Origin of the sequence: Caulobacter segnis (assembly GCF_029543125.1) — a bacterium.
In the GTDB taxonomy this organism is placed as follows: Bacteria; Pseudomonadota; Alphaproteobacteria; order Caulobacterales; family Caulobacteraceae; genus Caulobacter; species Caulobacter segnis_D.
This window is the reverse complement of the sequence record NZ_JARQWW010000002.1, coordinates 608,817-630,052: the sequence shown is the minus strand read 5'-3', so window position 1 is coordinate 630,052 and position 21,236 is coordinate 608,817. Positions and strand designations below refer to the sequence as shown.

20 protein-coding genes are annotated in these 21,236 nt (G+C 68.4%); 10 read left to right on the top strand and 10 right to left on the bottom strand.

Features of this window, described 5'->3' with window-relative positions; translation table 11 throughout:
- Positions 1-29: 29 nt before the first annotated feature.
- Both P7B02_RS07675 and rph read right to left on the bottom strand, forming a co-directional pair.
- Complete coding sequence (locus P7B02_RS07675; RefSeq protein WP_277785733.1) at positions 30-1,064, bottom strand: AraC family transcriptional regulator; 1,035 nt, start codon at positions 1,062-1,064, stop codon at positions 30-32.
- Positions 1,065-1,082: 18 nt separating this feature from the next.
- Positions 1,083-1,799: a ribonuclease PH gene (gene rph, locus P7B02_RS07670; protein WP_277785732.1), complete on the bottom strand. Its 717-nt coding sequence runs from the start codon at positions 1,797-1,799 to the stop codon at positions 1,083-1,085.
- Positions 1,800-1,875: 76 nt separating this feature from the next.
- Here rph and hrcA point away from each other — a divergent pair, with 76 nt between their 5' ends.
- Both hrcA and grpE read left to right on the top strand, forming a co-directional pair.
- Positions 1,876-2,949 (top strand): heat-inducible transcriptional repressor HrcA, encoded by a 1,074-nt coding sequence (gene hrcA / locus P7B02_RS07665; protein ID WP_277785731.1) that lies wholly within the window; start codon positions 1,876-1,878, stop codon positions 2,947-2,949.
- A gap of 7 nt (positions 2,950-2,956) precedes the next feature.
- Positions 2,957-3,586 (top strand): nucleotide exchange factor GrpE, encoded by a 630-nt coding sequence (gene grpE, locus P7B02_RS07660; protein WP_277785730.1) that lies wholly within the window; start codon positions 2,957-2,959, stop codon positions 3,584-3,586.
- On the opposite strand, the gene P7B02_RS07655 is transcribed toward grpE, so the two are convergent.
- Complete coding sequence (locus P7B02_RS07655) at positions 3,532-3,780, bottom strand: DUF2061 domain-containing protein (RefSeq protein ID WP_277785729.1); 249 nt, start codon at positions 3,778-3,780, stop codon at positions 3,532-3,534. The two genes, grpE and P7B02_RS07655, sit on opposite strands and share 55 nt — an antisense overlap.
- 176 nt (positions 3,781-3,956) lie before the next feature.
- On the opposite strand from P7B02_RS07655, the gene dnaN reads away from it, so the two are divergent.
- From dnaN to gyrB, 4 genes are read left to right on the top strand one after another with little or no spacing between them, the layout of a single operon-like run.
- On the top strand, positions 3,957-5,078 hold the full coding sequence (gene dnaN, locus P7B02_RS07650; RefSeq protein ID WP_277785728.1) for a DNA polymerase III subunit beta: 1,122 nt from the start codon (positions 3,957-3,959) through the stop codon (positions 5,076-5,078).
- A 49-nt stretch (positions 5,079-5,127) separates the two neighbouring features.
- Entirely contained in the window at positions 5,128-7,074 is a 1,947-nt protein-coding gene (locus tag P7B02_RS07645; RefSeq protein ID WP_277785727.1) for a S9 family peptidase, read from the top strand.
- Entirely contained in the window at positions 7,071-8,213 is a 1,143-nt protein-coding gene (gene recF / locus P7B02_RS07640) for a DNA replication/repair protein RecF (RefSeq protein ID WP_277785726.1), read from the top strand. Before P7B02_RS07645 ends, recF begins: the two co-directional genes overlap by 4 nt.
- The gene (gene gyrB / locus P7B02_RS07635) at positions 8,214-10,658 is read left to right on the top strand and encodes a DNA topoisomerase (ATP-hydrolyzing) subunit B (protein ID WP_277785725.1); all 2,445 of its coding nucleotides are present in this window, start codon (positions 8,214-8,216) and stop codon (positions 10,656-10,658) included.
- Positions 10,659-10,704: 46 nt separating this feature from the next.
- On the opposite strand, the gene P7B02_RS07630 is transcribed toward gyrB, so the two are convergent.
- Positions 10,705-11,160 (bottom strand): DeoR/GlpR family DNA-binding transcription regulator, encoded by a 456-nt coding sequence (locus P7B02_RS07630; RefSeq protein WP_277785724.1) that lies wholly within the window; start codon positions 11,158-11,160, stop codon positions 10,705-10,707.
- Between the two features lie 273 nt (positions 11,161-11,433).
- A complete protein-coding gene (locus tag P7B02_RS07625; protein ID WP_277785723.1) occupies positions 11,434-11,676 on the bottom strand; it encodes a hypothetical protein in 243 nt (80 codons plus the stop codon).
- Positions 11,677-12,030: 354 nt separating this feature from the next.
- Here P7B02_RS07625 and P7B02_RS07620 point away from each other — a divergent pair, with 354 nt between their 5' ends.
- Positions 12,031-13,128, top strand: a complete 1,098-nt coding sequence (locus P7B02_RS07620; RefSeq protein WP_277785722.1) for a methyl-accepting chemotaxis protein — start codon at positions 12,031-12,033, stop codon at positions 13,126-13,128.
- On the opposite strand, the gene recQ is transcribed toward P7B02_RS07620, so the two are convergent.
- Together recQ and P7B02_RS07610 are read right to left on the bottom strand one after the other, a co-directional pair.
- Positions 13,125-14,948: a DNA helicase RecQ gene (gene recQ / locus P7B02_RS07615; RefSeq protein WP_277785721.1), complete on the bottom strand. Its 1,824-nt coding sequence runs from the start codon at positions 14,946-14,948 to the stop codon at positions 13,125-13,127. The genes P7B02_RS07620 and recQ overlap by 4 nt on opposite strands.
- A gap of 46 nt (positions 14,949-14,994) precedes the next feature.
- The gene (locus P7B02_RS07610; RefSeq protein WP_277785720.1) at positions 14,995-15,255 is read right to left on the bottom strand and encodes a hypothetical protein; all 261 of its coding nucleotides are present in this window, start codon (positions 15,253-15,255) and stop codon (positions 14,995-14,997) included.
- Positions 15,256-15,352: 97 nt separating this feature from the next.
- Between P7B02_RS07610 and P7B02_RS07605 the strand changes: the two genes are divergently transcribed.
- From P7B02_RS07605 to P7B02_RS07595, 3 genes are all read left to right on the top strand, one after another.
- Positions 15,353-15,652 (top strand): metalloregulator ArsR/SmtB family transcription factor, encoded by a 300-nt coding sequence (locus tag P7B02_RS07605; protein WP_277785719.1) that lies wholly within the window; start codon positions 15,353-15,355, stop codon positions 15,650-15,652.
- Positions 15,649-16,344, top strand: coding sequence for an SdpI family protein (locus P7B02_RS07600; RefSeq protein WP_277785718.1), 696 nt, complete (start codon positions 15,649-15,651; stop codon positions 16,342-16,344). Before P7B02_RS07605 ends, P7B02_RS07600 begins: the two co-directional genes overlap by 4 nt.
- A 94-nt stretch (positions 16,345-16,438) precedes the next feature.
- Positions 16,439-18,400 carry a transglycosylase domain-containing protein gene (locus tag P7B02_RS07595; RefSeq protein WP_431355796.1) on the top strand — a complete coding sequence of 654 codons (1,962 nt, stop codon included), beginning with the start codon at positions 16,439-16,441 and terminating at the stop codon, positions 18,398-18,400.
- Between the two features lie 6 nt (positions 18,401-18,406).
- On the opposite strand, the gene P7B02_RS07590 is transcribed toward P7B02_RS07595, so the two are convergent.
- The 3 genes from P7B02_RS07590 to P7B02_RS07580 form a co-directional block, all read right to left on the bottom strand.
- Positions 18,407-19,165: a M48 family metallopeptidase gene (locus P7B02_RS07590; protein WP_277785717.1), complete on the bottom strand. Its 759-nt coding sequence runs from the start codon at positions 19,163-19,165 to the stop codon at positions 18,407-18,409.
- Between the two features lie 11 nt (positions 19,166-19,176).
- Entirely contained in the window at positions 19,177-20,448 is a 1,272-nt protein-coding gene (locus P7B02_RS07585; protein WP_277785716.1) for a polyhydroxyalkanoate depolymerase, read from the bottom strand.
- A 98-nt stretch (positions 20,449-20,546) separates the two neighbouring features.
- Positions 20,547-21,161: an SCO family protein gene (locus tag P7B02_RS07580; protein ID WP_277785715.1), complete on the bottom strand. Its 615-nt coding sequence runs from the start codon at positions 21,159-21,161 to the stop codon at positions 20,547-20,549.
- Between the last annotated feature and the right edge of the window lie 75 nt (positions 21,162-21,236).

Sequence of the window (21,236 nt, the reverse complement as noted above, 5' to 3'; positions counted from 1 at the left end):
GCTCTCCTCAGAAGGCGGCCAAGCGTTCCTCAGAACCCGGCGCGGGCCCGAAAGGCGCTGGGCGTGGTGTTCTCCACGTCGCGAAACACCCGGTTGAACGAGGCGAGGGAGGAGAAGCCGCTGTCCATGGCCACGGCGATCAGCTTGTCGGTTCGGCGCGTCGGGTCAGCCAACAGGCGACGGGCCTCGGCCACGCGCTGGGCGTTCAGGAAGCTGCGGAAATGGTCGTGGCCGAGCTGGTGGTTGATCAGCCTGCGCACCGTGCGCTCCGGCGCCCCCATCCGACGCACGAAGCCGTCGAAGGTCAGCTCCGGATCGAGATGGACGCGCTCGATCTCGATCAGGGTGTTGAGGCGATCTTTCAGACGGGCGTCGTCGGGCGTGGCCGTGATGGCGGGACGCGCCGGCGCCGGCGCCGGCTCGTCGCTGTCGAACCCGACCCAGACCAGCCAGCAGGTGAACAGCAGAAAGCCCGCGTTCTGGGCGATGGAGAAGGCGTGCGGCTGCCAGTCCATGCCCAGCACCACATCCACCAGCAGGTCAGCCAGAAGCTGTCCCGCCAGCAGAACCACCAGCAGCACCCGCGCCCCGCGCCGCCGGTCGAGCAGGTCGCCCTGCCGGTCGCGGATCACCCGCCAGGCCAGGTGCGCGACCATGCCGAAGCCCAGGGTCACCAGGATCCAGGACAGCCCCAGGCTTTCCAGAGCCGGGCCGAACAGCCCCCTGTCGGCGCTGGCGATGACGATCCAGGCGAGGCCCACGGCCAGGACCACGGCCCTGGGCCGGAAGGTGCGGTCGAACACCGCCAGGCAGAACCACCACAGGAAGACCGCGGCGTATCCGGCCAGGAACTTGCCCACATAGCCCACCGCCCCGCCCAGGCGCAGGGCCGTCTGCGGCGTGTTGCCCGCCAGGAATCCGCAAAGGCCCAGCGCCAGGGGCAGGAAAGCCGCCGCCAGCCGGCGATGGCCGTCCCGATGCAGCAGGAAGACTCCGGCCAGCATCAGGGTCGCGCCGGCCGCGCGCACGATCACATCCAGAGCCGATAGGGACATGATCTGCATGACGGCCGGCCTAGAGCATCAGAGGCCGGCGGCCTGGCGCTGCATGACGAACAGCTCGCCGATGCCCTTCTCCGCCAGGCCATACAGGCTCTCGAACTCGGCGCGGGTGAAGCCGCGCTTCTCGCCTGTGGCCTGGATCTCGACGATGTCGCCGCCGCCGGTCAGGACGAAGTTGGAGTCGGCTTCGGCGTTGGAATCCTCTTCGTAGTCGAGGTCCAGCACCGGCACGCCCTTGAACACGCCGCAGGACACCGCCGCCACCTGGTCCAGGATCGGGTCGGTCTTCAGCACGCCTTCCTCCAGCAGGTAGCCGGTGGCCAGGCGCAGGGCGACCCAGGCGCCGGTGATGGCCGCCGTGCGGGTGCCGCCGTCGGCCTGGATCACGTCGCAGTCAAGGGTGATCTGACGCTCGCCCAGGGCCTTCAGGTCCACGACGGCGCGCAGGGAGCGGCCGATCAGGCGCTGAATCTCCTGCGTTCGGCCGGTCTGCTTGCCGGCGGCGGCCTCGCGGCGGCCGCGGCTGTGGGTGGCGCGGGGCAGCATGCCGTATTCCGCCGTGACCCAGCCCTGGCCCTTGCCGCGCAGCCAGCCCGGCAGGCTTTCCTCGACCGTGGCGGTGACCAGCACCTTGGTGTGGCCGAAGCCGATCAGGCACGAACCCTCGGCATAGCGGTTAACCTTGGTCTCCAGGGTCACGGGGCGAAGGGCGTCGGGAGTGCGTTCGGACGGGCGCATGGCTCAAGCTTTCCTATGAAGGCGCCGCTTATCCTAGATATGGCGCGGATCGTCCACGCCGCTTACATCTGCATCCATGACGTCGTTCCTGCCCGGCGCGGCCCCGACCTTGTCCCTGACCGATCTGGACAGCCGGGCGCGCGACATTTTCCGCCGTGTGGTGGAGACCTATCTGGAGACGGGGGAGCCCGTGGGCTCGCGCACCGTCTCCAAGGGCGGCGTGCATCTTTCCCCGGCCTCGATCCGCAACACCATGCAGGATCTGACCCAGCTGGGCCTGCTCGGCGCACCGCACACCAGCGCCGGCCGGTTGCCGACCCATGCGGGCCTGCGCCTGTTCGTGGACGGCCTGCTGGAGGTGGGCGACCTGGCGGAGGAGGAGCGCCGCGCCATCGACGCGCGCCTGTTCGCCAAGGGAAACTCCTTCGAAGAGGTGATGAACGAGGCCAGCGCCATGCTGTCCGGCTTGGCCGGCGGGGCGGGTGTGGTTTCGGCCCCGGTGCGCGACGCCGGGGTCAAGCATGTGGAGTTCATCGCCCTGGGCGCGGATCAGGCCCTGGCGGTCATGGTCTTTGAGGACGGCACGGTCGAGAACCGGCTGATGAAGCGGCCGGCTGGCCTGACGCCCTCGGCCTTGCAGGAGGCCTCGAACTTCCTCGCCGCGCGCCTGGCCGGCCGCACCCTGGCCGAGGCCAAGCTGGAGATGCGCGGCGAACTTGACCGCGCCCGGCGCGAGCTGGACGAGACCGCCGCCCGCCTGGTTGAGGACGGACTGGCCGCCTGGGGCGGCGGCGACGGGGCCGACCGGGCCCTGATCGTGCGCGGCCGCGCCAACCTGCTGTCCGAGCCCGGCGCCATGGAGGACCTGGAGCGGGTCCGCATGCTGTTCGACGATCTGGAGCAGAAGGAACAGCTGGTCGGACTGCTGGACAATGTGCGCGAAGCCCAGGGCGTGCGTATATTCATCGGCGCGGAAACGAGGCTTTTCTCGCTTTCGGGTTCCGCTGTGATCGCCGCGCCCTATATGACGGGCCGGCAGAAGGTGCTGGGCGCGATCGGCGTGATCGGGCCTGCCCGCTTGAATTATGCCCGGGTCATCCCCTTGGTGGACTATACCGCCAGGGTCCTGGGCAAGCTTTTGGACGGATGAGAGAGACATGACCGACGAACAAACGCCGGCGAACGAAGAAACCTTCGACGGCGCGGAGATCGCCGCCGCCGAGACCGAAGCGCTGAAGGCCGAGGTGGCCGCGCTGAAGGAGCAGGTGCTTCGCTACGCCGCCGAGGCCGACAACACCCGCCGCCGCGCCGAGCGCGAGATGAACGACGCGCGCGCCTACGCCATCCAGAAGTTCTCCCGCGACCTGCTGGGCGTGGCCGACAACCTGTCGCGCGCCATGGCCGCCGCGCCCAGGGAAGACGCTGACGGTCCGGTGAAGACCTTCACGGTCGGCATCGAGATGACGGAAAAGGCCCTGATGGACGCTTTCGAGCGCAACGGTCTGAAGCGCGTGGATCCGGTGAAGGGCGCCAAGTTCGACCCGCACCTGCATCAGGCGATGATGGAGCAGCCCTCAACGGAGGTCGCCGCCGGCGGCGTCATCCAGGTTCTGCAGCCGGGCTACGAGCTGCTGGGGCGTCTGGTGCGTCCGGCCATGGTGGTGGTCGCCGCCAAGGGCTCCACGGGCGTCGGCGAGACGACGGCGGCCGAGCCGACCGCAGCGGCCAATCCCTACGCCAGCGCCGAAGCGGCGGGCGAGGGCGGTTCGGTGGACACCCGCGCCTGATCTTTCTCCGCGCGCCGCTTGTCGGCGCGCGACCAGGCCCTTTCGTGAAGGTTGAAGGCCACGGTCTGGACCATCGGCTCGATGATGCCCACGGCCAGGGCCACCCTCCAGCTGCGCGTCAGCGCATAGGCCACGGCGACAGCCACCAACAGGTGCATGCTAGCGTAGGTCAGGGTCTTCAGGGCGAGCCGCATTTTGCGATGCCTTAATTGCGAGTGCGTCGCAATAACATAATATCGCGGGGATAGGTTGCAAGAGGCGCCCAAACGCGGGCCTTGCCTCTTCCTAAAGCGGCAAGTTCGGCTAATGTCCGTGGTCCTTTCCATAGGCCGCGCGGGGGCTCCTGCGGCCTCACGAGTCCGGACTAGACATGAAGCTTACGATCGAGCGGGCGGCGCTTCTGAAGGCGCTGGGGCATGTGCAGAGCGTTGTTGAGCGCCGCAACACCATCCCGATCCTGTCCAACGTCCTGCTGTCGGCCGACCGCGAGCAGGTCAGCTTCTCGGCCACCGACCTGGACATGGAGATCATCGACGAGGGCATGGCCCAGGTCGATGTTCCGGGCCAGATCACGGCTCCGGCCCAGACCCTGTACGAAATCGTCCGCAAGCTGCCGGACGGCGCCGACGTGTCCCTCAGCTTCAACGGTGATGATCCGCGCCTGCAGATCCAGGCTGGCCGCTCCAAGTTCAACCTGCCGGTCCTGCCGGCCGGCGACTTCCCGGTCATGTCGTCAGACGGCCTGTCGGGCCGCATCAGCGTCGACACCGGCGACCTGATCCGCCTGATCGACAAGACCCGCTTCGCCATCTCCACCGAAGAGACGCGCTACTACCTCAACGGCCTCTACCTCCACACGGTGGTCGAGGGCGGCGAGACCAAGCTGCGCGCCGTGGCCACCGACGGCCACCGCCTGGCCCTGGCCGAGATGGCCGCGCCGGAAGGCACGGCCGGCACGCCGGGCGTCATCGTTCCGCGCAAGACCATCAACGAAATCCGCCGCCTGCTGGACGACGCCGGCGAGAACGTCGAGCTGCAGCTGAGCCCGCAGAAGGTGCGCCTGGAGTTCGGCCGCGCCGCCGCATTGACCTCCAAGGTCATCGACGGCTCGTTCCCCGACTATGTCCGGGTCATCCCCAAGGACAACGCCAAGGTGCTGCTGGTCGACAACAGCCTGTTCGCCAAGGCTGTGGACCGCGTGGCCACCATCTCGGCGGAGAAGAGCCGCTCGGTGAAGCTGGCCGTGGAGCCGGGCAAGGTAATCCTCACCGTCCGCAACATGGAGGCCGGCCAGGCCGTGGAAGAGGTCGAGGTCGACTACGACGGCGAGCCCTTCGAGATCGGCTTCAACGCCCGCTACCTGCTGGACGTCTGCGGCCAGATCGGCGCCGAGACGGCGGAGTTCCGCTTCGCTGACCCGGCCAGCCCGACCCTGGTGCTCGACCCGGCCGATCCGGGCGTACGCTACGTCCTGATGCCGCTGCGGGTCTGAGTTCATAACGAGCTCGCCCCGTGTCCGAGGGCGGGCGGGGGAGTTGATCGTGAAGAAGTCTCTGTTCCTCGGCGCGGCCGTCCTGTGCCTGTTCGCCGCCGCCGATGTGTCGGCCCAGGCCGTCCAGCGCCGCGAGATCGGCAATCAGGTGCTCGAGAACGTGCCCGAGGCTCCGGCCTCGGTGCGCGAGGGCCTGGCCAAGTACCAGAACGTCCGCTCGGCCTATTTTCAGGACTGGGCCGCCGACGGCTCCATGCTGATCACCACCCGGTTCGGCCAGACCAACCAGGTCCACACGGTCGCCGCCCCCGGCGCGGCCCGCAACCAGATCACCTTCTATGACGAGCCGGTGGCCGGCGTCGCCTCCCTGCCGGCGGGCAAGGGCCTGATGCTGACCAAGGACACCGGCGGGGACGAATGGTTCCAGCTGCTGGTCCGCAGGCCCGACGGCAAGACCACCACCATCACCGAGGCCGGCACCCGCAACCAGTCGCCCGCCGTGTCCAAGGACGGCTCGGTCCTGGTCTGGAGCCGCTCGGCCAAGGGCGACGCGGACGCCGATATTCTCATGCTCGACCCGTCCGCGCCGGACGGCCGCCGCACGATTCTGGAGGGCACGGGCGCGATGTCGCCGATCGACGTGTCCGCCGACGGCAAGACCGTGCTGCTGGGCCGTTACCTGTCGATCAACGACTCCCCGCGCTGGCTGCTGGATGTGGCCGGCGGCAAGCTGACCCCGCTCGGCGCCGGCAAAACCCCGATCGCCTATCAGGGCGGCAAGTTCACGCCGGACGGCAAGCGCGTCCTCATCCTGTCGGACGAGGGTTCGGACTTCGCCCGTCTGGTGGAGATCGATCTCGCCACCGGCAAGAAAACCAATCTGTCGGGCGAGCTGAACTGGGATGTGGAGGACTTCGCCCTCTCCAGCGACGGGCGGATCCTGGCCTATGTGGTCAACGAGGACGGCTACTCGAAGCTGATCGTCCGCGACTTCGTCACGCGCCGCGCCCTGCCTCAGGCGCAGCTGCCGGCGGGGGTGCTGTCGAACCTGACCTTCAGCAAGGACGGCTCCAAGCTCGGATTCTCGCTCTCCACCCCGACCTCCTCCAGCGACGCCTGGAGCTGGGACGTGCTGGAGGGCAAGCTGCAGCGCTGGACCAATTCCGAGCTGGGCGGCCTTGATCCCGCCAGCCTGGTCGAGCCGAGCCTGGTGCGGTTCAAGTCCTTCGACGGCCGCTCGATTCCGGCCCTGGTCTATCGGCCGAAGAACGCCAAGGGACCCACCCCGGTGGTGATCGACATCCACGGCGGGCCCGAAGGCCAGTCGCGGCCGGTCTACAACTCGATCAACCAGCACATCCAGCAGATGGTCGGTGAGATGGGGATCACCGTGATCGTCCCCAACGTCCGCGGCTCCACCGGCTACGGCAAGACCTACCTGAACCTCGACAACGCCGAGAAGCGCGAGGACTCGGTGAAGGACATCGGCGCCTTGCTGGACTGGATCGCGACCCAGCCCGACCTCGACGCCAAGCGCGCCGTGGTCTACGGCCAGTCCTATGGCGGCTACATGTCCCTGGCGGTCATGACCCACTATTCGGACCGTCTGGCCGGGGGTGTGGAGCGCTACGGCATCTCCAACTTCACCTCGTTCCTCAAGAACACCGAGACCTACCGCCGCGACCTGCGCCGCGCCGAGTACGGCGACGAGCGTGATCCCAAGATGCAGAAGGTGTTCGAGCGCATTTCGCCGCTGAACAACGTCAAGAAGATCACCAAGCCCATGCTGGTGATGCAGGGCGCCAACGACCCCCGCGTGCCGCAGTCGGAATCCGACCAGGTGGTCGCCCAGCTGCGCCAGAACGGGGTCGAGACCTGGTACGTCCTGTTCAAGGACGAGGGCCACGGCTTCTTCAAGCGCGTGAACAGCGACCGCCGCCGCGAGGCGGAAACCCTGTTCCTTCAGAAGGTCTTGGGGCTAAAACCCGCCGGGTGAGCCGCGCCGCCGTTCTTTCCCTGAGCCTGACCGACTTCCGCTCCTACGAACGGGCGCGGCTGGAGGCTGACGGCCGCTCGGTCTTCCTGTTCGGCCCCAACGGTGCGGGCAAGACCAACCTGCTGGAGGCGGTGTCCCTGCTGTCGCCGGGGCGCGGCCTGCGTGGCTCGGCCTTCGCCGAGGTGGGCCGCCGCCTGCCGGGCGAGACGGCGGGCCGCGCCTGGGCCGTGGCCGCCGTGGTCGAGGACGGCGAGGGCGGGACCCGCCTGGGCACCGGCACGGAGAGCGCCGGCGCGGCCCGCCGCGTGGTGCGGCTGGAGGGCGAACCCGTGCCGCCAGGCCGCATGGCCGACCACATCCGCCCTGTCTGGCTGACCCCGCAGCAGGACCGTCTGTTTCTGGAGGCGGCTTCCGAACGCCGCAAGTTCTTCGACCGCCTGGTCTTCGCCGCCGAACCCTCCCACGCCGCCCATGCCGGCGCCTATGAGAAGGCCCAGCGCGAGCGTCTGCGCCTGCTGGTCGACGAGGTGGGAGACGAGGCCTGGCTGACTGCGCTGGAGGCCCGCATGGCCCAGGCCGGCGCGCTGATGGCCGCCGCCCGGGCGCGGACCCTGCGCGCCCTGCAGGACGAGATCGACAGTCGGGGCGACCGGCCGTTTCCCCAGGCGCGCCTGAGCCTCACCGGCGACTGGGAGACCATGGCCGTCAGCGGCAGCGAATCACCCGAGATCGAGGCCCGTCTTTCGGCCGCCCTGGCCGCCGCCAGGCCTCGTGATGCGGCCGCCGGACGCTCCTTGACGGGGCCTCACAGGGGCGATCTTGCTGTCGTCCACGCCGAAAAGGACCGTCCAGCCGCCGAATGCTCCACCGGCGAGCAGAAAGCGCTGATTTTGAACTTGGTTTTGGCCCAAGCGGCGCGACTTTCGCGTGCGGAATCAGCGCCAAATCCTATATTGTTGCTCGACGAAGTCGCAGCGCATCTCGACCTGAAACGGCGGGCTGCTCTGGCCGACGAAATCACGGCGCTGGGCCTTCAAGCCTTTTTGACGGGCACCGACGAAGCGCTGTTCGACCACCTCAAGGGTCGGGCCCTGGGTGTCCGCGTGGACGCCTCCGGCCTGACGGTTCTGGACCAGTAGATGAGCGACGAAAACCAAGCGCCCGAGACCGAAGCCGTCGCCGGCGAGTACGGCGCGGACTCCATCAAGGTGCTCAAGGGCCTGGACGCGGTGCGCAAGCGCCCCGGCATGTACATCGGCGACACTGATGACGGCTCGGGCCTGCACCACATGGTCTACGAGGTGGTGGACAACGCCATCGACGAAGCCCTGGCCGGCTACGCCACGGCGGTGGAGGTGATCCTCAACGCCGACGGTTCGGCGACCATCACCGATGACGGCCGCGGCATTCCCACCGACATCCACGAGGGCGAAGGCGTCTCGGCGGCCGAGGTCATCATGACCCAGCTGCACGCCGGCGGTAAGTTCGACCAGAACAGCTACAAGGTCTCCGGCGGCCTGCACGGGGTGGGCGTGTCGGTGGTCAACGCCCTGTCCGACTGGCTGCAACTGAAGATCCACCGCAACGGCCAGGTCCACGAGATGCGGTTCGAGCGCGGCGACGCGGTCTCCTCGCTCAAGGTCACCGGCGACAGCCCGACCCGCACCGAAGGGCCCAAGGCGGGCGAGTTCCTGACCGGCACCTCGGTCACCTTCATGCCCTCGACCGAGACGTTCTCGTTCATCGAGTTCGACCGCAAGACGCTGGAGCATCGCCTGCGCGAGCTGGCCTTCCTGAACTCGGGCGTGACCATCCGCTTCAAGGATCTGCGCGAAGCCGAGCCCTTCGAGGAGATCCTTTCCTACGAGGGCGGCATCGAGGCGTTCGTGCGCCACCTCGACAAGGCCAAGAACGGCATGCTGAAGGATCCGATCGTGATCCGAGGCCGCCGCGACAAGGTCGAGCTTGATCTCGCCCTGTGGTGGAACGACAGCTACCACGAGCACATGCTGTGCTTCACCAACAACATCCCGCAGCGGGATGGGGGCACCCACCTGGCCGCGTTCCGCGCCGCCCTGACCCGGGTGATGGGCAACTACATCGAAAGCTCGGGCCTGGCGAAGCGCGAGAAGGTCAACGTCTCCGGCGAAGACGCGCGTGAAGGCTTGACCTGCGTGCTGTCGGTGAAGGTGCCGGACCCGAAGTTCAGCTCCCAGACCAAGGACAAGCTGGTCTCGTCCGAAGTGCGCCCGGCCGTCGAAGGCCTGGTTCAGGACGGCTTGGCCACCTGGTTCGAGGAGCATCCGAACGAGGCCCGCGCCATCGTCGGCAAGATCGTGGAGGCCGCCGCCGCCCGCGAAGCGGCGCGCAAGGCCCGCGAACTGACCCGCCGCAAGAGCGCGCTCGACATCACCTCCCTGCCCGGCAAGCTGGCCGACTGCTCGGAGAAGGATCCGGCCAAGTCCGAAATCTTCATCGTCGAGGGCGACAGCGCCGGCGGCTCCGCCAAGCAGGCCCGCAACCGCGAGAACCAGGCCATCCTGCCCCTGCGCGGCAAGATCCTGAATGTGGAGCGCGCCCGCTTCGACAAGATGCTGTCCTCGGACCAGATCGGCACCCTGATCACCGCCCTGGGCGCCGGCATCGGCCGCGAGGACTTCGACGCCGACAAGGTGCGCTACCACAAGATCGTGCTGATGACCGACGCCGACGTGGACGGCGCCCACATCCGCACCCTGCTGCTGACCTTCTTCTACCGGCAGATGCCGGAGCTGATCGAGCGCGGCTACATCTACATCGCCCAGCCGCCGCTCTATAAGGCGACCAAAGGCAAGTCCTCGCGCTACCTGAAGGACGACGCCGAGATGGAGTCGTTCCTCACCGACGAGGGCGTGGACGGCGCCGAGCTCGACCTGTCGTCCGGCGAACGCCTCACCGGCCGCGACCTGCTGGCCATGGTGCAGACCGCCCGCGGCGCAAAGGCCAACATCGAACGCCTCTCGGCCCGCGCTCCGGCCTTCGCCGTGGAGCAGACGGCCCTGGCCGGCCTGTTCGGCGAGAAGGCCGATGTGACCGCCGCGGCCGCGCGCCTCGACCTCTATGCCGAGGAAGGCGACGGTCCATGGAGCGGCGAGCCCGCCGCCACCGGCGGCGGCTTCACCTTCAGCCGCGTGAAGCGCGGGGTGACCGAGCGTCTGGTGATCGACGAGCTGACCCTGAACGCCGCCGACGCCCGCCGTCTGGCCGAGCGCGCCGGCGCCCTGGCCGAAACCTTCGCCAAGCCCGCCGTGTTCCGCCGCAAGGACAAGTCGACCACCGTGCGCGGTCCGCTGGACCTGGTCCAGGCGGTGATGGACGCCGGCCGCAAGGGCCTGTCGATCCAGCGCTACAAAGGCCTGGGCGAGATGAATCCCGACCAGCTGTGGGAGACCACCCTGGACGCCGAGGCCCGCACCCTGCTGCAGGTCAAGGTGACCCACGCCGACGACGCGGACGACATGTTCGCCCGTCTCATGGGCGATCTGGTCGAACCTCGGCGGGAGTTCATCCAGGACAACGCCCTGGACGCCGAGGTGGACGTCTAAGACGCGGATGGCCGGACGAAAGTCCGGCCATTTTGCTTTTCGAGCTCTAGGTGAGACGCGTCGATCCGGGCGTCGCGACGATGGTGCGGACCGAGGCCCCGTCCAGCGCCGCCTGCAGGTCGCTGGGCGGCGCCGCGTCGGTGATCAGGTCGTGCACCTCCGAGAAGTCGGCGAAGTGCATGACGCCCGCCTTTCCGAACTTGTTGCTGGTGCAAAGGATCACCACCCGCCGGGCGCGGTCGAACAGGGCGCGCTTGAAGTCCGCCTCGTCGGAGCTGAAATCCATGAAGCCGCGCCGGGCGTCCAGCGCGCCGGTGGAGACAAACATGATGTCGGGGGTGAAGCGCTGGGCATAGGCGATGGCGTCGGGGCCGAAGGTGGCGCGGTAGTCCACATCCACGCGCCCGCCGGCCAGGAACAGGCGATAGCCGTCGCGATTGAGGATTTCACCCGCCACTTCGAAACCATTGGTCACGATGGACAGGCTGCGCGGGCGGCTCAAGGCGGTCGGCTGAGTTCACGGCGAATCCCCACGAGGCGTGCGGCATTTTAGAGCGGGTCGGCGCGAAGGTCGCAAATTCGCAGGTCCACAACACACCGACTCAGCGCTGGTCACGCTACCAAAGGTGATGGTCGTGAGAGCGCAGACGGCTTGTGGCGTCAGTCCGCGGAAGGTTTCCTCGGCTCAAGGGCTGAGGAGCCCAATCTGGTGATGTGAGTCAGAACGCCCTCCATCGGAGGGCGTTTCCGTTTCCGGATTAGGCCAGGAGCGGTCTCAGGCGGCCTTGATGTTCGCGAAGGCGAAGACGGTGCTGAGCTGCGGCGTGAGTTCCGGCGCCGGCGCGGCGGCCGGACGGCGACGAGCCACGGCCTTGGCCCCCGGGAAGGGACGGCCGTTGCGCACGATGATCGCGCTCACAGTGAAGACGATGTACAGGCCGCCCAGCCACACGAGGGGGGCCAGGACGAGCATGGCCGGGTAGGCCAGGTCGAATAGCGCCTGATCGGTCGGGTTCATCGTGGTTCTTCAGCTCCGCGGGCGCTGGGCGTTTAATCCCGCGCAACCATAACTGTGACGCTTTACAGCCCGATGTAAACGCCCGATAGCGCCAAGCGATCCAACTGCGCCAACTGGTCGCATGGCTTGCGGTCTATTCGGTATTGATTCTCGCGTCACGGGTGAAATTCGTCGACGCCTCGCGGGCGACTGACCAATGTTCCGCCCCCTTTCTGATCAATGTTTAGGCAACCGGCGGTCTGCGAACGCGATTTCACGCGTCCGACCTGCGGCGTTAACCTTGTGGATACGGGTGCAGCACAGCCTCACGCGCTAGTATCGTATGAAACGATGCGCGCGGCCCTAGGGGGGGTCATGAGCGACACCGATGTCAGCCTTCGTCCGGAACGCATTCTGGACCTGTCCGAGCGCTTGAGCGCGGTCGCCGGTCAGAAGATCGGCGAGATCGCCATGATCAACCGCGAAGCGAAAATGCTGTCGATCAACGCCTTGATCGTCGCGGCGCGGGCGGGGGAGGCCGGTCGCGGCTTCGCCATCGTCGCAGACGAGTTCAAGAAGATCGCCGCCGAGATCGACAATGTCGCCCTCGCCCTGCAGAGCCAGGTCCGCGCCGACCTGGATGAGCTGACCATGGTCGGCCGCTCGATCCTCGGCCATCTGCGCGGCCAGCGTCTGGCCGACCTGGCGCTGAACGCCATCGAGATCATCGACCGCAACCTTTATGAGCGGACCTGCGACGTGCGCTGGTGGGCCACCGACAGCGCCATCACCGCCTGCGCCGCCGAGCCGACGCCCGAGGCGTCCGCCTACGCCAGCAAGCGCCTGAAGGTCATCCTCGACGCCTATACGGTCTATCTCGACCTGTGGATCTGCGACGCCCAGGGCAAGGTGATCTCCACCGGCCGTCCGGACCTCTATCCCAGCGCCGTGGGCCAGTCGGTGGCGGAGACCTCGTGGTTCCGCAACGCCATGCGCACCGCGTCGGGCGACGACTTCGCCGTCTGCGACATCGAGAAGGTCCGCGCCCTGGGCGACGCGCCCGTGGCCACCTACGCCACCGCCATCCGCAAGGACGGCGAGACCCACGGCAAGCCGATCGGCGTGCTGGGCATCCACTTCGACTGGCGCCCGCAGGCCCAGGCCGTGGTCGACGGCGTGCGCCTCACCGCCGAGGAGCGCGCCAAATCCCGGGTCATGCTGCTGGACCAGAAGGGCCGCATCCTCGCCTCTTCCGACAAGAAGGGCGTGTTGGACGAGACCTTCCGCCTGAACGTCCAGGAAGGGACCATGGGCAGCTACTCGTCCGAGGGCAAAACCATCGGCTACGCCCTGACCCCCGGCTACGAGACCTACAAGGGCCTCGGCTGGTACGGCTGCATCGTCCAGAACGAGGATGCGGTTTCGGCGGCGCCGCCGGCGTTCAGCTCGCCCGCGATCGGCGCCGCCGCCTAGCTGTCCATCCCGGCGACCACGGCCAGCACGGCCGCGCCGTAGCGGTCCAGCTTGCCCTGACCGACGCCGCCGGCCCGGCCCAAGGCCGCTGAACTGGTCGGCCGCACCCGGGCGATCTCCGCCAGGGTGGCGTCGTGGAAGATGACGTAGGGCGGCACCTTCTGGCGGTGCGCCTCGTCCCGCCGCCAGGCGCGCAGGGCCTCGAACAGCGGCATGTCGGCGGGGGCGACCACGGTCTGGCCCTCACGGCGACGGCGGTTGCGGTCGGACTTCTCGGCGGCCTCGGAGGGCTTGCGGATCGCCACCTGGCGCTCGCCCCGATAGACGGCGCGCACGCCTTCCGGATCGCCCAGGCCGATCAGCGGCCGGTTGTCGTTCGGGTCCTCGCGCAGCAGGCCCTCGAACAGCAGCTGGTCGATCAGGTCGCGCCAGCCCGGGCCCGAGAACTCAGTCCCGATGCCGAAGGTCGACAGCTTGGCCTCCGCCTCCGTCACGTCCTTGGTCTTGCCCAGCAGGTGGTCCACCAGACGCCCGCGGCCGAACCGTCCGCCCATGCGATGCACGGCGGCCAGGGCCTTCTGCGCGGCCTGGGTGGCGTCCACGGATTCCGGCGGCGACAGGCACAGGTCGCACTGGCCGCAGACCTGCACGCCTTCTTCGCCGAAATAGCGTCGGACCGAGGCGGCGCGGCAGTTCAGCCCGTCCAGCATGGCGTAAAGCTGGCGCGCCTTGCGCACCTGCACGCCCTTCACCTCGGCGTCCATCTCGCGGCTGTCGACCCGGCGCAGGGCCCAGGCCAGGTCCGAAGCGCCGTAGAGGGTGATCCCCTCCGCCGGCTGGCCGTCGCGCCCGGCGCGGCCGATTTCCTGCCAGTAGGCCTCGATGGAGGCGGGGGGATCGGCGTGGATGACGAAGCGCACGTCCGGCTTGTCGACGCCCATGCCGAAGGCGATGGTCGCCACCATCACGGCGGCGTCGGCCTCCAGGAACTCCTCCAGCCGGTCGGCGCGCACCTGCTTGTCGAGTCCGGCGTGATAGGCGAGGGCGGGCACCCCCGCATCCTGCAGGGTCTTGGCCAGGGTCTCGGTCCCGTCGCGGGAGCCGGCATAGATGACGCCCGAGCGATTGAGGCGCTCCAGCACCAGCTCCACCACGCGGTTCTTGGACCCGGGGCGCTTGCGCTCCGCCGACAAGGCGAGCTCAGGCCGGGCGAAGCTGTCTACGAACTCCTCGCAGCCCTCCAGCCGCAGCTCGGCGCGAATGTCCTCGCGGGTCCGGTTGTCGGCCGTGGCGGTCACCGCCAGGCGTGGCACGTCCGGGAACATCTCGGCCAGCCGGCCCAGCATCCGGTACTCGGGCCGGAAGTCATGGCCCCATTGGCTGACGCAGTGGGCCTCGTCGATGGCGATCAGGGCCAGGGGCGTGCGCCGCAGACGATCCAGCATCGCCCCGGCCATCAGGCCTTCGGGCGAGACATAGAGCAGGTCCAGTTCGCCCTGCTCGATCCGCCGCCAGGTCTCCGACCGTTCGTCGAGGGATATGTTTGAATCCAGCCGCGCCGCCGCAACGCCCGATTGCTGCAGCCCGGCCACCTGGTCGGTCATCAGGGCGATCAGCGGCGAGACCACGAGGCCGAGGCCCGGGCGCACGATGCTGGGGATCTGGTAGCACAGGCTCTTGCCGCCGCCGGTGGGCAGCACCGCCATGGCGCTGCGCCCTTCCAGCGCCTCGGTGATCACCTGCGCCTGCAGGCCCCGGAAATCGGCGTGGCCGAACGTCTGGCGAAGGACTTCGCGGGCCTGGTCGAGGGTGGCGGACATTGGGCCCGCTTTTGGCAGTTCGCCCGTTGAATCGCCACCCGGAAAGTCAGGCGATCAGGCCTTCCGGAGCCAGCACGGCGGCCGGCGCGGGGGCGATGCCATGCCGGTCGCCCCAGCGCAGCGGCGAGTCCGCCCGACGCTCGCGGAAGATCTTCAGCGCGAGCCGCGGACGGACCATGAACAGGCCCATCCAGACCAGCAGCACGCCCGCATAGCGGATCGAACCCCAGACCCGGCTCTTGGCCCCGGGCTCCACCGGGCGCGTGGCGAACGGGCGATATTCGGCGAAGTCGATGATGTCGGCCATGGGTCCCTCCGGCGGCATGAGAAGCAAGCTGAAGCCCAGGTGCGTCAAAATCGGTCGCATCTTTACATTAGCAATACTGCTAATTAGCGTTTTGGCTATGAACGAGGTGTTCAAGGCCCTGTCCCACCCTGCCCGCCGCCAGATGGTGGCCATGCTGCGCGAGCGGCCCATGGCCTCGGGCGAGATCGCGGCGGCTTTCGACATGGCCTGGCCGACCGTCACCACCCATCTCGCGGCCCTCAAGACCGCCGGCCTGGTGGAGACGGAGAAGCTGGGCACCTCGGTCCGCTACCGTCTGGTCATCTCCGCCGTGGAAGAGGCCATGGCCTTTCTGTTGGGCCTTGCGCGGGTGGGTGAAGACGCGCCGCAACCCGCATCGAAGGGGGTCGAGTGTTGAGCCAGCTTCCCAGAAACATCCGCTTTCTAGAGATCGCGTCCCTGGCCGGCAGCCTGCTGATGGCGAGCGCCGTGGCTCTGGTCTGGTTTTTCGGCGCTGAAGGCCCGGTCCCGATCCACTTCAATGCCCGCGGCGAGGCTGACGGGTGGGCTCCGCGCGAACAGGTGGCGTTGATCATGGCCGCGGCGGCCGCCGTGGCCGTCTTCACCTTTCTGACCCTGAGCCGGATCGCGCGCGGGCCGCGCGTCCGGAACTTCAGCCCGGCCAACTGGAGCAGCCTCGCCATGGGCTGGGTGATCGGCATCGTCTTTCCGGTTCTCGTCGTCGGCCTGATGGCGGGCGTGGCCCTGGGCTGGACCCCGACCGCCGACGACGGCATGCCGCGCGGGATCATGGCGGTGGTCAGCCTAGTTTTCGCGGTTGTGGGCGGCCTCATCGGCAAGACCAGCCCCAACCCCGTCGTGGGCGTGCGCACCTATTGGTCAAAGCGAAGCCGACTGGCCTGGGACAAGTCTAACCGCCTCGCAGGAAGGGCCTACTTCATCATCGGCCTTGTCGGTCTTGTGGCCGCCCCATTCATGCCCATGCCGGCGGGCATGCTGATCGTTGTGGCCGCCGTCCTAGTGACGTCGGCCTGGGCGATATACGAAAGCTTCCGCGTCTGGCGCACGGACCCCGACCGCCTGCCTTAAGCTTCGTTCATCTCTCATAAACCTTGTCGCGGGTTAGGTCCTTCTCGGCTAAGACGCGCCAGGCTGGGCGGCGTCTTCTAGGACGGAACGAGATATGGCGAAGCAGAACGGCTCCGAGGGCCGGCAAGGCCGGGGCTTTCTGGGCGGGCTCGTCTACTGGACGGCGGTGTTGGGCGTGTGGGCGGCGATCTTCGTCCTCGCCATGCTGGCCGTCTTCGCCCGCGACCTGCCGGACGTGTCCACGGTCCTGGACGCCAAGCGCCAGCCGTCGATCTCCTATCTCGACCGCAACGGCGCTCTGTTGGCGGTGCGCGGCAGCCAGTACGCGCCGCCCGTGGATCTCGACACCCTGCCGGAATACGTGCCCGCCGCCTTCGTGGCGGTGGAGGACCGCCGCTTCTATCTGCACCCGGGTTTCGATCCGATCGGCATCACCCGCGCCCTGATCTCCAACCTGAAGCGTGAGGGCGGCCCGCTCAGCGGCGGCTCGACCATCACCCAGCAGTTGGCCCGCAACCTGTTCCTCGACTTCCGCCAGACCCTTCGCCGCAAGGTGCAGGAGCTGATCGTCGCCGTGTGGCTGGAGTTCAAGTTCTCCAAGAAGGAGATCCTGGCGCTCTATCTCAACCGGGTGAACTTCGGCGGCGGCGCCTATGGCATCGAGGCGGCGGCCCAGCGCTACTTCAACAAGAAGGCCAGCCAGCTGACCGTGGGCGAGACCGCCCTGCTGGTCGGGCTGATGAAGAGTCCGTCGCGCTACAGCCCTGTCTACAACACCGACCGCGCCGAACGCCGCGCCACCATCGTCCTCGACCAGATGGTCCGCACCAAGGTGATCACCGCCGAGGAGCGGGACGAGGCCCTGTCCACCCCGGTGCGCGTCTCCGCCCGCCTGGCCAACCAACGCGCCCAGTACTTCACCGACTGGATCGACGATCAGGTCCGCGCCCTTGTGGGCGAGCCCACCGAGGATCTTGTGGTGGAGACCACCCTCGACCTGCCGATCCAGGCGGCGGCGGAGTCCTCCGTCCGCGCCACCGTCAAGGCGCGCGCCTCGCAGGGGGTGCAGCAGGCGGCCCTGGTCGCCCTCGACGGCGAAGGCCGCATCCGCGCCTATGTGGGCGGTGCCGACTATGCCGAGAGCGAGTTCGACCGGGCCACCAAGGCCAAGCGTCAGGCCGGCTCGGCCTTCAAGCCCTTCGTCTATCTCACCGCCATGGAGGCGGGCCGCACGCCCAACGTCATGGTCGTCGACGAGCCGGTGAAGATCGGCAACTGGGAGCCGCGCAACTACACCAACGACTTCCGCGGCCCCATGACCATCCAGCAGGCCCTGGCCCAGTCGATCAACACCGTGGCCGCGCGCCTGGCCAGCGAGGTCGGCACCGGCAACGTGGCGGCCACCGCCCGGCGCCTCGGCATCACTTCCAAGATCCAGCAGGACCCGTCCATGGCCCTCGGCGCCGTGGAGGTCAGCCCCCTGGAGATGGCCCAGGCCTACGCCCCCTTCGCCAACGGCGGCTTCTCGGCGCGGGGCTACGGCATCACCCGCATCCGCACGGCGGCCGGCAAGGTCCTGTACGACCACGACGTGGGCAAGACCGCCCGCGCCAGCGTCATCGGCTCGCCGTCCCTGCAGTACATGAACCAGATGATGCGCCAGGTGGTGTGCTGCGGCACCGGCACGGCGGCGCGCGTGGACGGCTACGACGTGGCGGGCAAGACCGGCACCACCAGCGATTATCGCGACGCTTGGTTCGTGGGCTACACGGGCGGTTTCGTCACCGCCGTCTGGGTGGGCAAGGACGACAACACCCCCATGCGTCGGGTCACCGGCGGGGGCGCTCCGGCCGAGATCTGGAAGACCTTCATGGGTTCGGCCCTGCCGCGCCTGAAGGCCCAGGCGATCCCGGGCGGCATCATCGAGCCGCCGCCGCCCGCGGCGGACGCCATCAGCGACCTGCTCGGCGGTCTCGGCCTGGGCGGCGACCAGGAGCCCGATCCCAACGCCCAGCCGCAACAGCAGCCGAACCAACAGCAGCCGCTGCCCTACTGATCGGTTTCAGTCCTGGCCCACGGCGTGCAGCTCGCCGCCGTGGCGCTTGAGCCAATCGCGATAGGGGCGGTGGTCGCCCACCAGTCCGTGGACCAGGGCCCAGAAGCGCGGTCCGTGATTGGCCTCGATCAGGTGCGCCGCCTCGTGCGCGCAGACATAGTCGGCCACCGCCGGCGGACACAGGGCCAGCCGCCAGGAGTATCGGATCGCCGCCGGATTGCGGCCATGGGCGGGCTTGCACGACCCCCAGCGCCCCTTGGCGTCCATCACGGACACCGGCGGAAGCGGTTGCCCCAGGGTCTCGCAGTGGGCGGCGGTCAGCAGGGTCAGCTGGCTCTTGGCCTCGGCCTTCAGGCGACGCAGCACCGCGCGGGTCCAGGCCTCGCCCTCGCCCGACGCGATCAGGCGCGCGGGATGCAGGGCGTTGGCGGCGGTCAGGCGCGTGCGCCCCGGCGCCCGCTCCAGCCGCACGGGATTGCCGAACACCGTCAGCATGTCGCCCGGCTGAAGGGGCTGGGCGTCCGGCACGGCGGCCATCTGCTTGGCGATCCAGTCGGCGCGGTCGCGGGCGAAGGCGGCGGCGTCCGCCAGCTTGCGTTCGCTGGGGGCCGTGGCGATCACCCGCCGGCCCGCCCGATCCAGGCGCAGGCTGACGCGCCGGGCCTTGGCGTTGACCTTCATCAGCACCGAAGCGCCGGCCACGACGATCTCGTCGCCATCCCGAAGGGCGGCGGTGCGCGGCGCGTTGATGCGGAAGAGACTCATCGTCCCTGGATTTAGGCCTTCAGGCGCGAGCCTTCAAAGTCCGGATCGCATTCGCGGATGAAATCGCGCATGCGCGGCACGATCTCCTCGCGGAAACGGCGGCCGTTGAACACGCCGTAGTGGCCGACGCCGGGCTGGATGTAGTCCAGCTTCAGCGCTTCCGGCAGGCCCGAGCACAGGTCGTGCGCCGCCTGGGTCTGGCCGATGCCGGAGATGTCGTCCAGCTCGCCCTCCACCGTCATCAGGCCGATGTCGGCGATCGCCGCCGGGTTCACCAAGCGCCCGTGATGGCGCAGCTCGCCCTTGGGCAGCAGGTAGTTCTGGAACACGATGTCGATGGTCTGGAGATAGAACTCCTCGGTCAGGTCCAGGACCGAGAGGTACTCGTCATAGAAGGCCAGGTGCTTGTCGGCGTGGTCGCCGTCGCCCTTCACCAGGTCGTCGAAGTACTGGCGGTGGGCGTCCTGGTGGCGCTCCAGGTTCATGGACATGAAGCTGGCGAGCTGCACGAAGCCCGGATAGACGCGCCGCATCGCGCCCGGATAGGGGGCGGGCACGGTGTGGATCATGTTCGACTGGAACCAGGTGAACGGCTTCTGCTCGGCCAGCTGGTTGGTCACGGTGGGCGACAGGCGCGCATCGATGGGCGAGCCCATGAAGGTCATGGTGCGGGGCCGCGACGGGTCCTTGTCCTCGGCCATCAGGGCGGCGGCGGCCAGCACCGGCGGCCCCGGCTGGCAGACGGCGACCACGTGCGGGCGGCCGCCCATCACGGTCAGCATTTGCCGCACGTGGTCGATATAGTCGTGGAAGTCGAAACGCCCCTCCAGCATCGGCACGTCGCGGGCGTTGGCCCAATCGGTGATGAACACCGCGTGGTCGGGCAGCAGGGCCTCCACCGTGCCGCGCAGCAGGGTGGCGTAGTGGCCCGACAGCGGCGCGACGATCAGCACCGCCGGGTCCAGCTGCATCTTCCCGGCCTTGCGCATGTCGGCCATGTCGCGGTCGAACTGCACCAGCTTGCACCACGGGCTCTGCCACACGGTGGTGGGGCGCACGCGGACATCCACCTCGTTCACGCGGACGCTGTCGATGTTCCAGGCCGGCTTGCCGTAGCGGCGGGTGACGTTGGCGAACAGGTCGGCGCCCGCGAACAGGCTGCGGCCCCAGCGCGAATTGGCGCTCGGATTGAGCGGCGAGCTCCAGAAGTCGCGCGCCGCCAAGGCGGCCATCCGCATGGGCTGTGAGGCGTAGTAAGCCGCCTCGTGGAGGGCGTAGAGCATCAGACCAGTCACTTCGCTATTGTGCGGCGCAGCATAACACGCTTGCGCTTAACGAAGTCCAGCCTTCTGCGTTGCGCCCCAACAGCGCAGGCGCAAGCCTATTTGATCGCCTGGTTCAGCTGCACGGCCATCTGGTCCGGCGTCATGCCATAGGCCAGGACCCGGTCGAACTGGCCCTGCGGATTCATCAGGTAGATGGCCGTGGAGTGGTCCACCAGATAGCCCTCGCCCTCGCCGTTCTTCTTGTAATAGGCGCGATACGCCTTAGCGGCGGCGGCCACCTGCTCCGGCGTTCCGGTCATGCCGATGGTTTTCACCGGCAGGTCCATGGCCTCCAGATAGTCCTTCATCTGCTGCGGGGTGTCGCGCTCGGGATCCACCGAGATGAACACCACCTGCAGCTTCTCGGTCTTGTCGCCGATCTGGCCGGCGGCGGCCTTCAGCGCTTGCAGCGTGCCGGGGCAGACGTCCGGGCAATAGGTGAAGCCGAAGAACACCGCGCTCCAGCGGCCCTTCAGCGCCGCTTCCGTCACCGGCTTGCCGTCCTGATCGGTCAGGGTGAAGGGGCCGCCGATGGCCGCCGTGCCCGTGGCGCTCACCTGGCCCGGGCCGCCTGAGCGCCCGCCCAGGGCGCCCACGCGCCAGGCTAGCAGGCCCGCGAAAATCGCCGCGGCGACGCACAGGAGAACCAGAAGGATGCGGACGCGGTTCATGAAGCAGCTCCGGCCCTTTCAAACGAGGGCTCGCCTAGAGAAGGAAAGTCGTCAATCTTGGCGCGCATGGGCCCA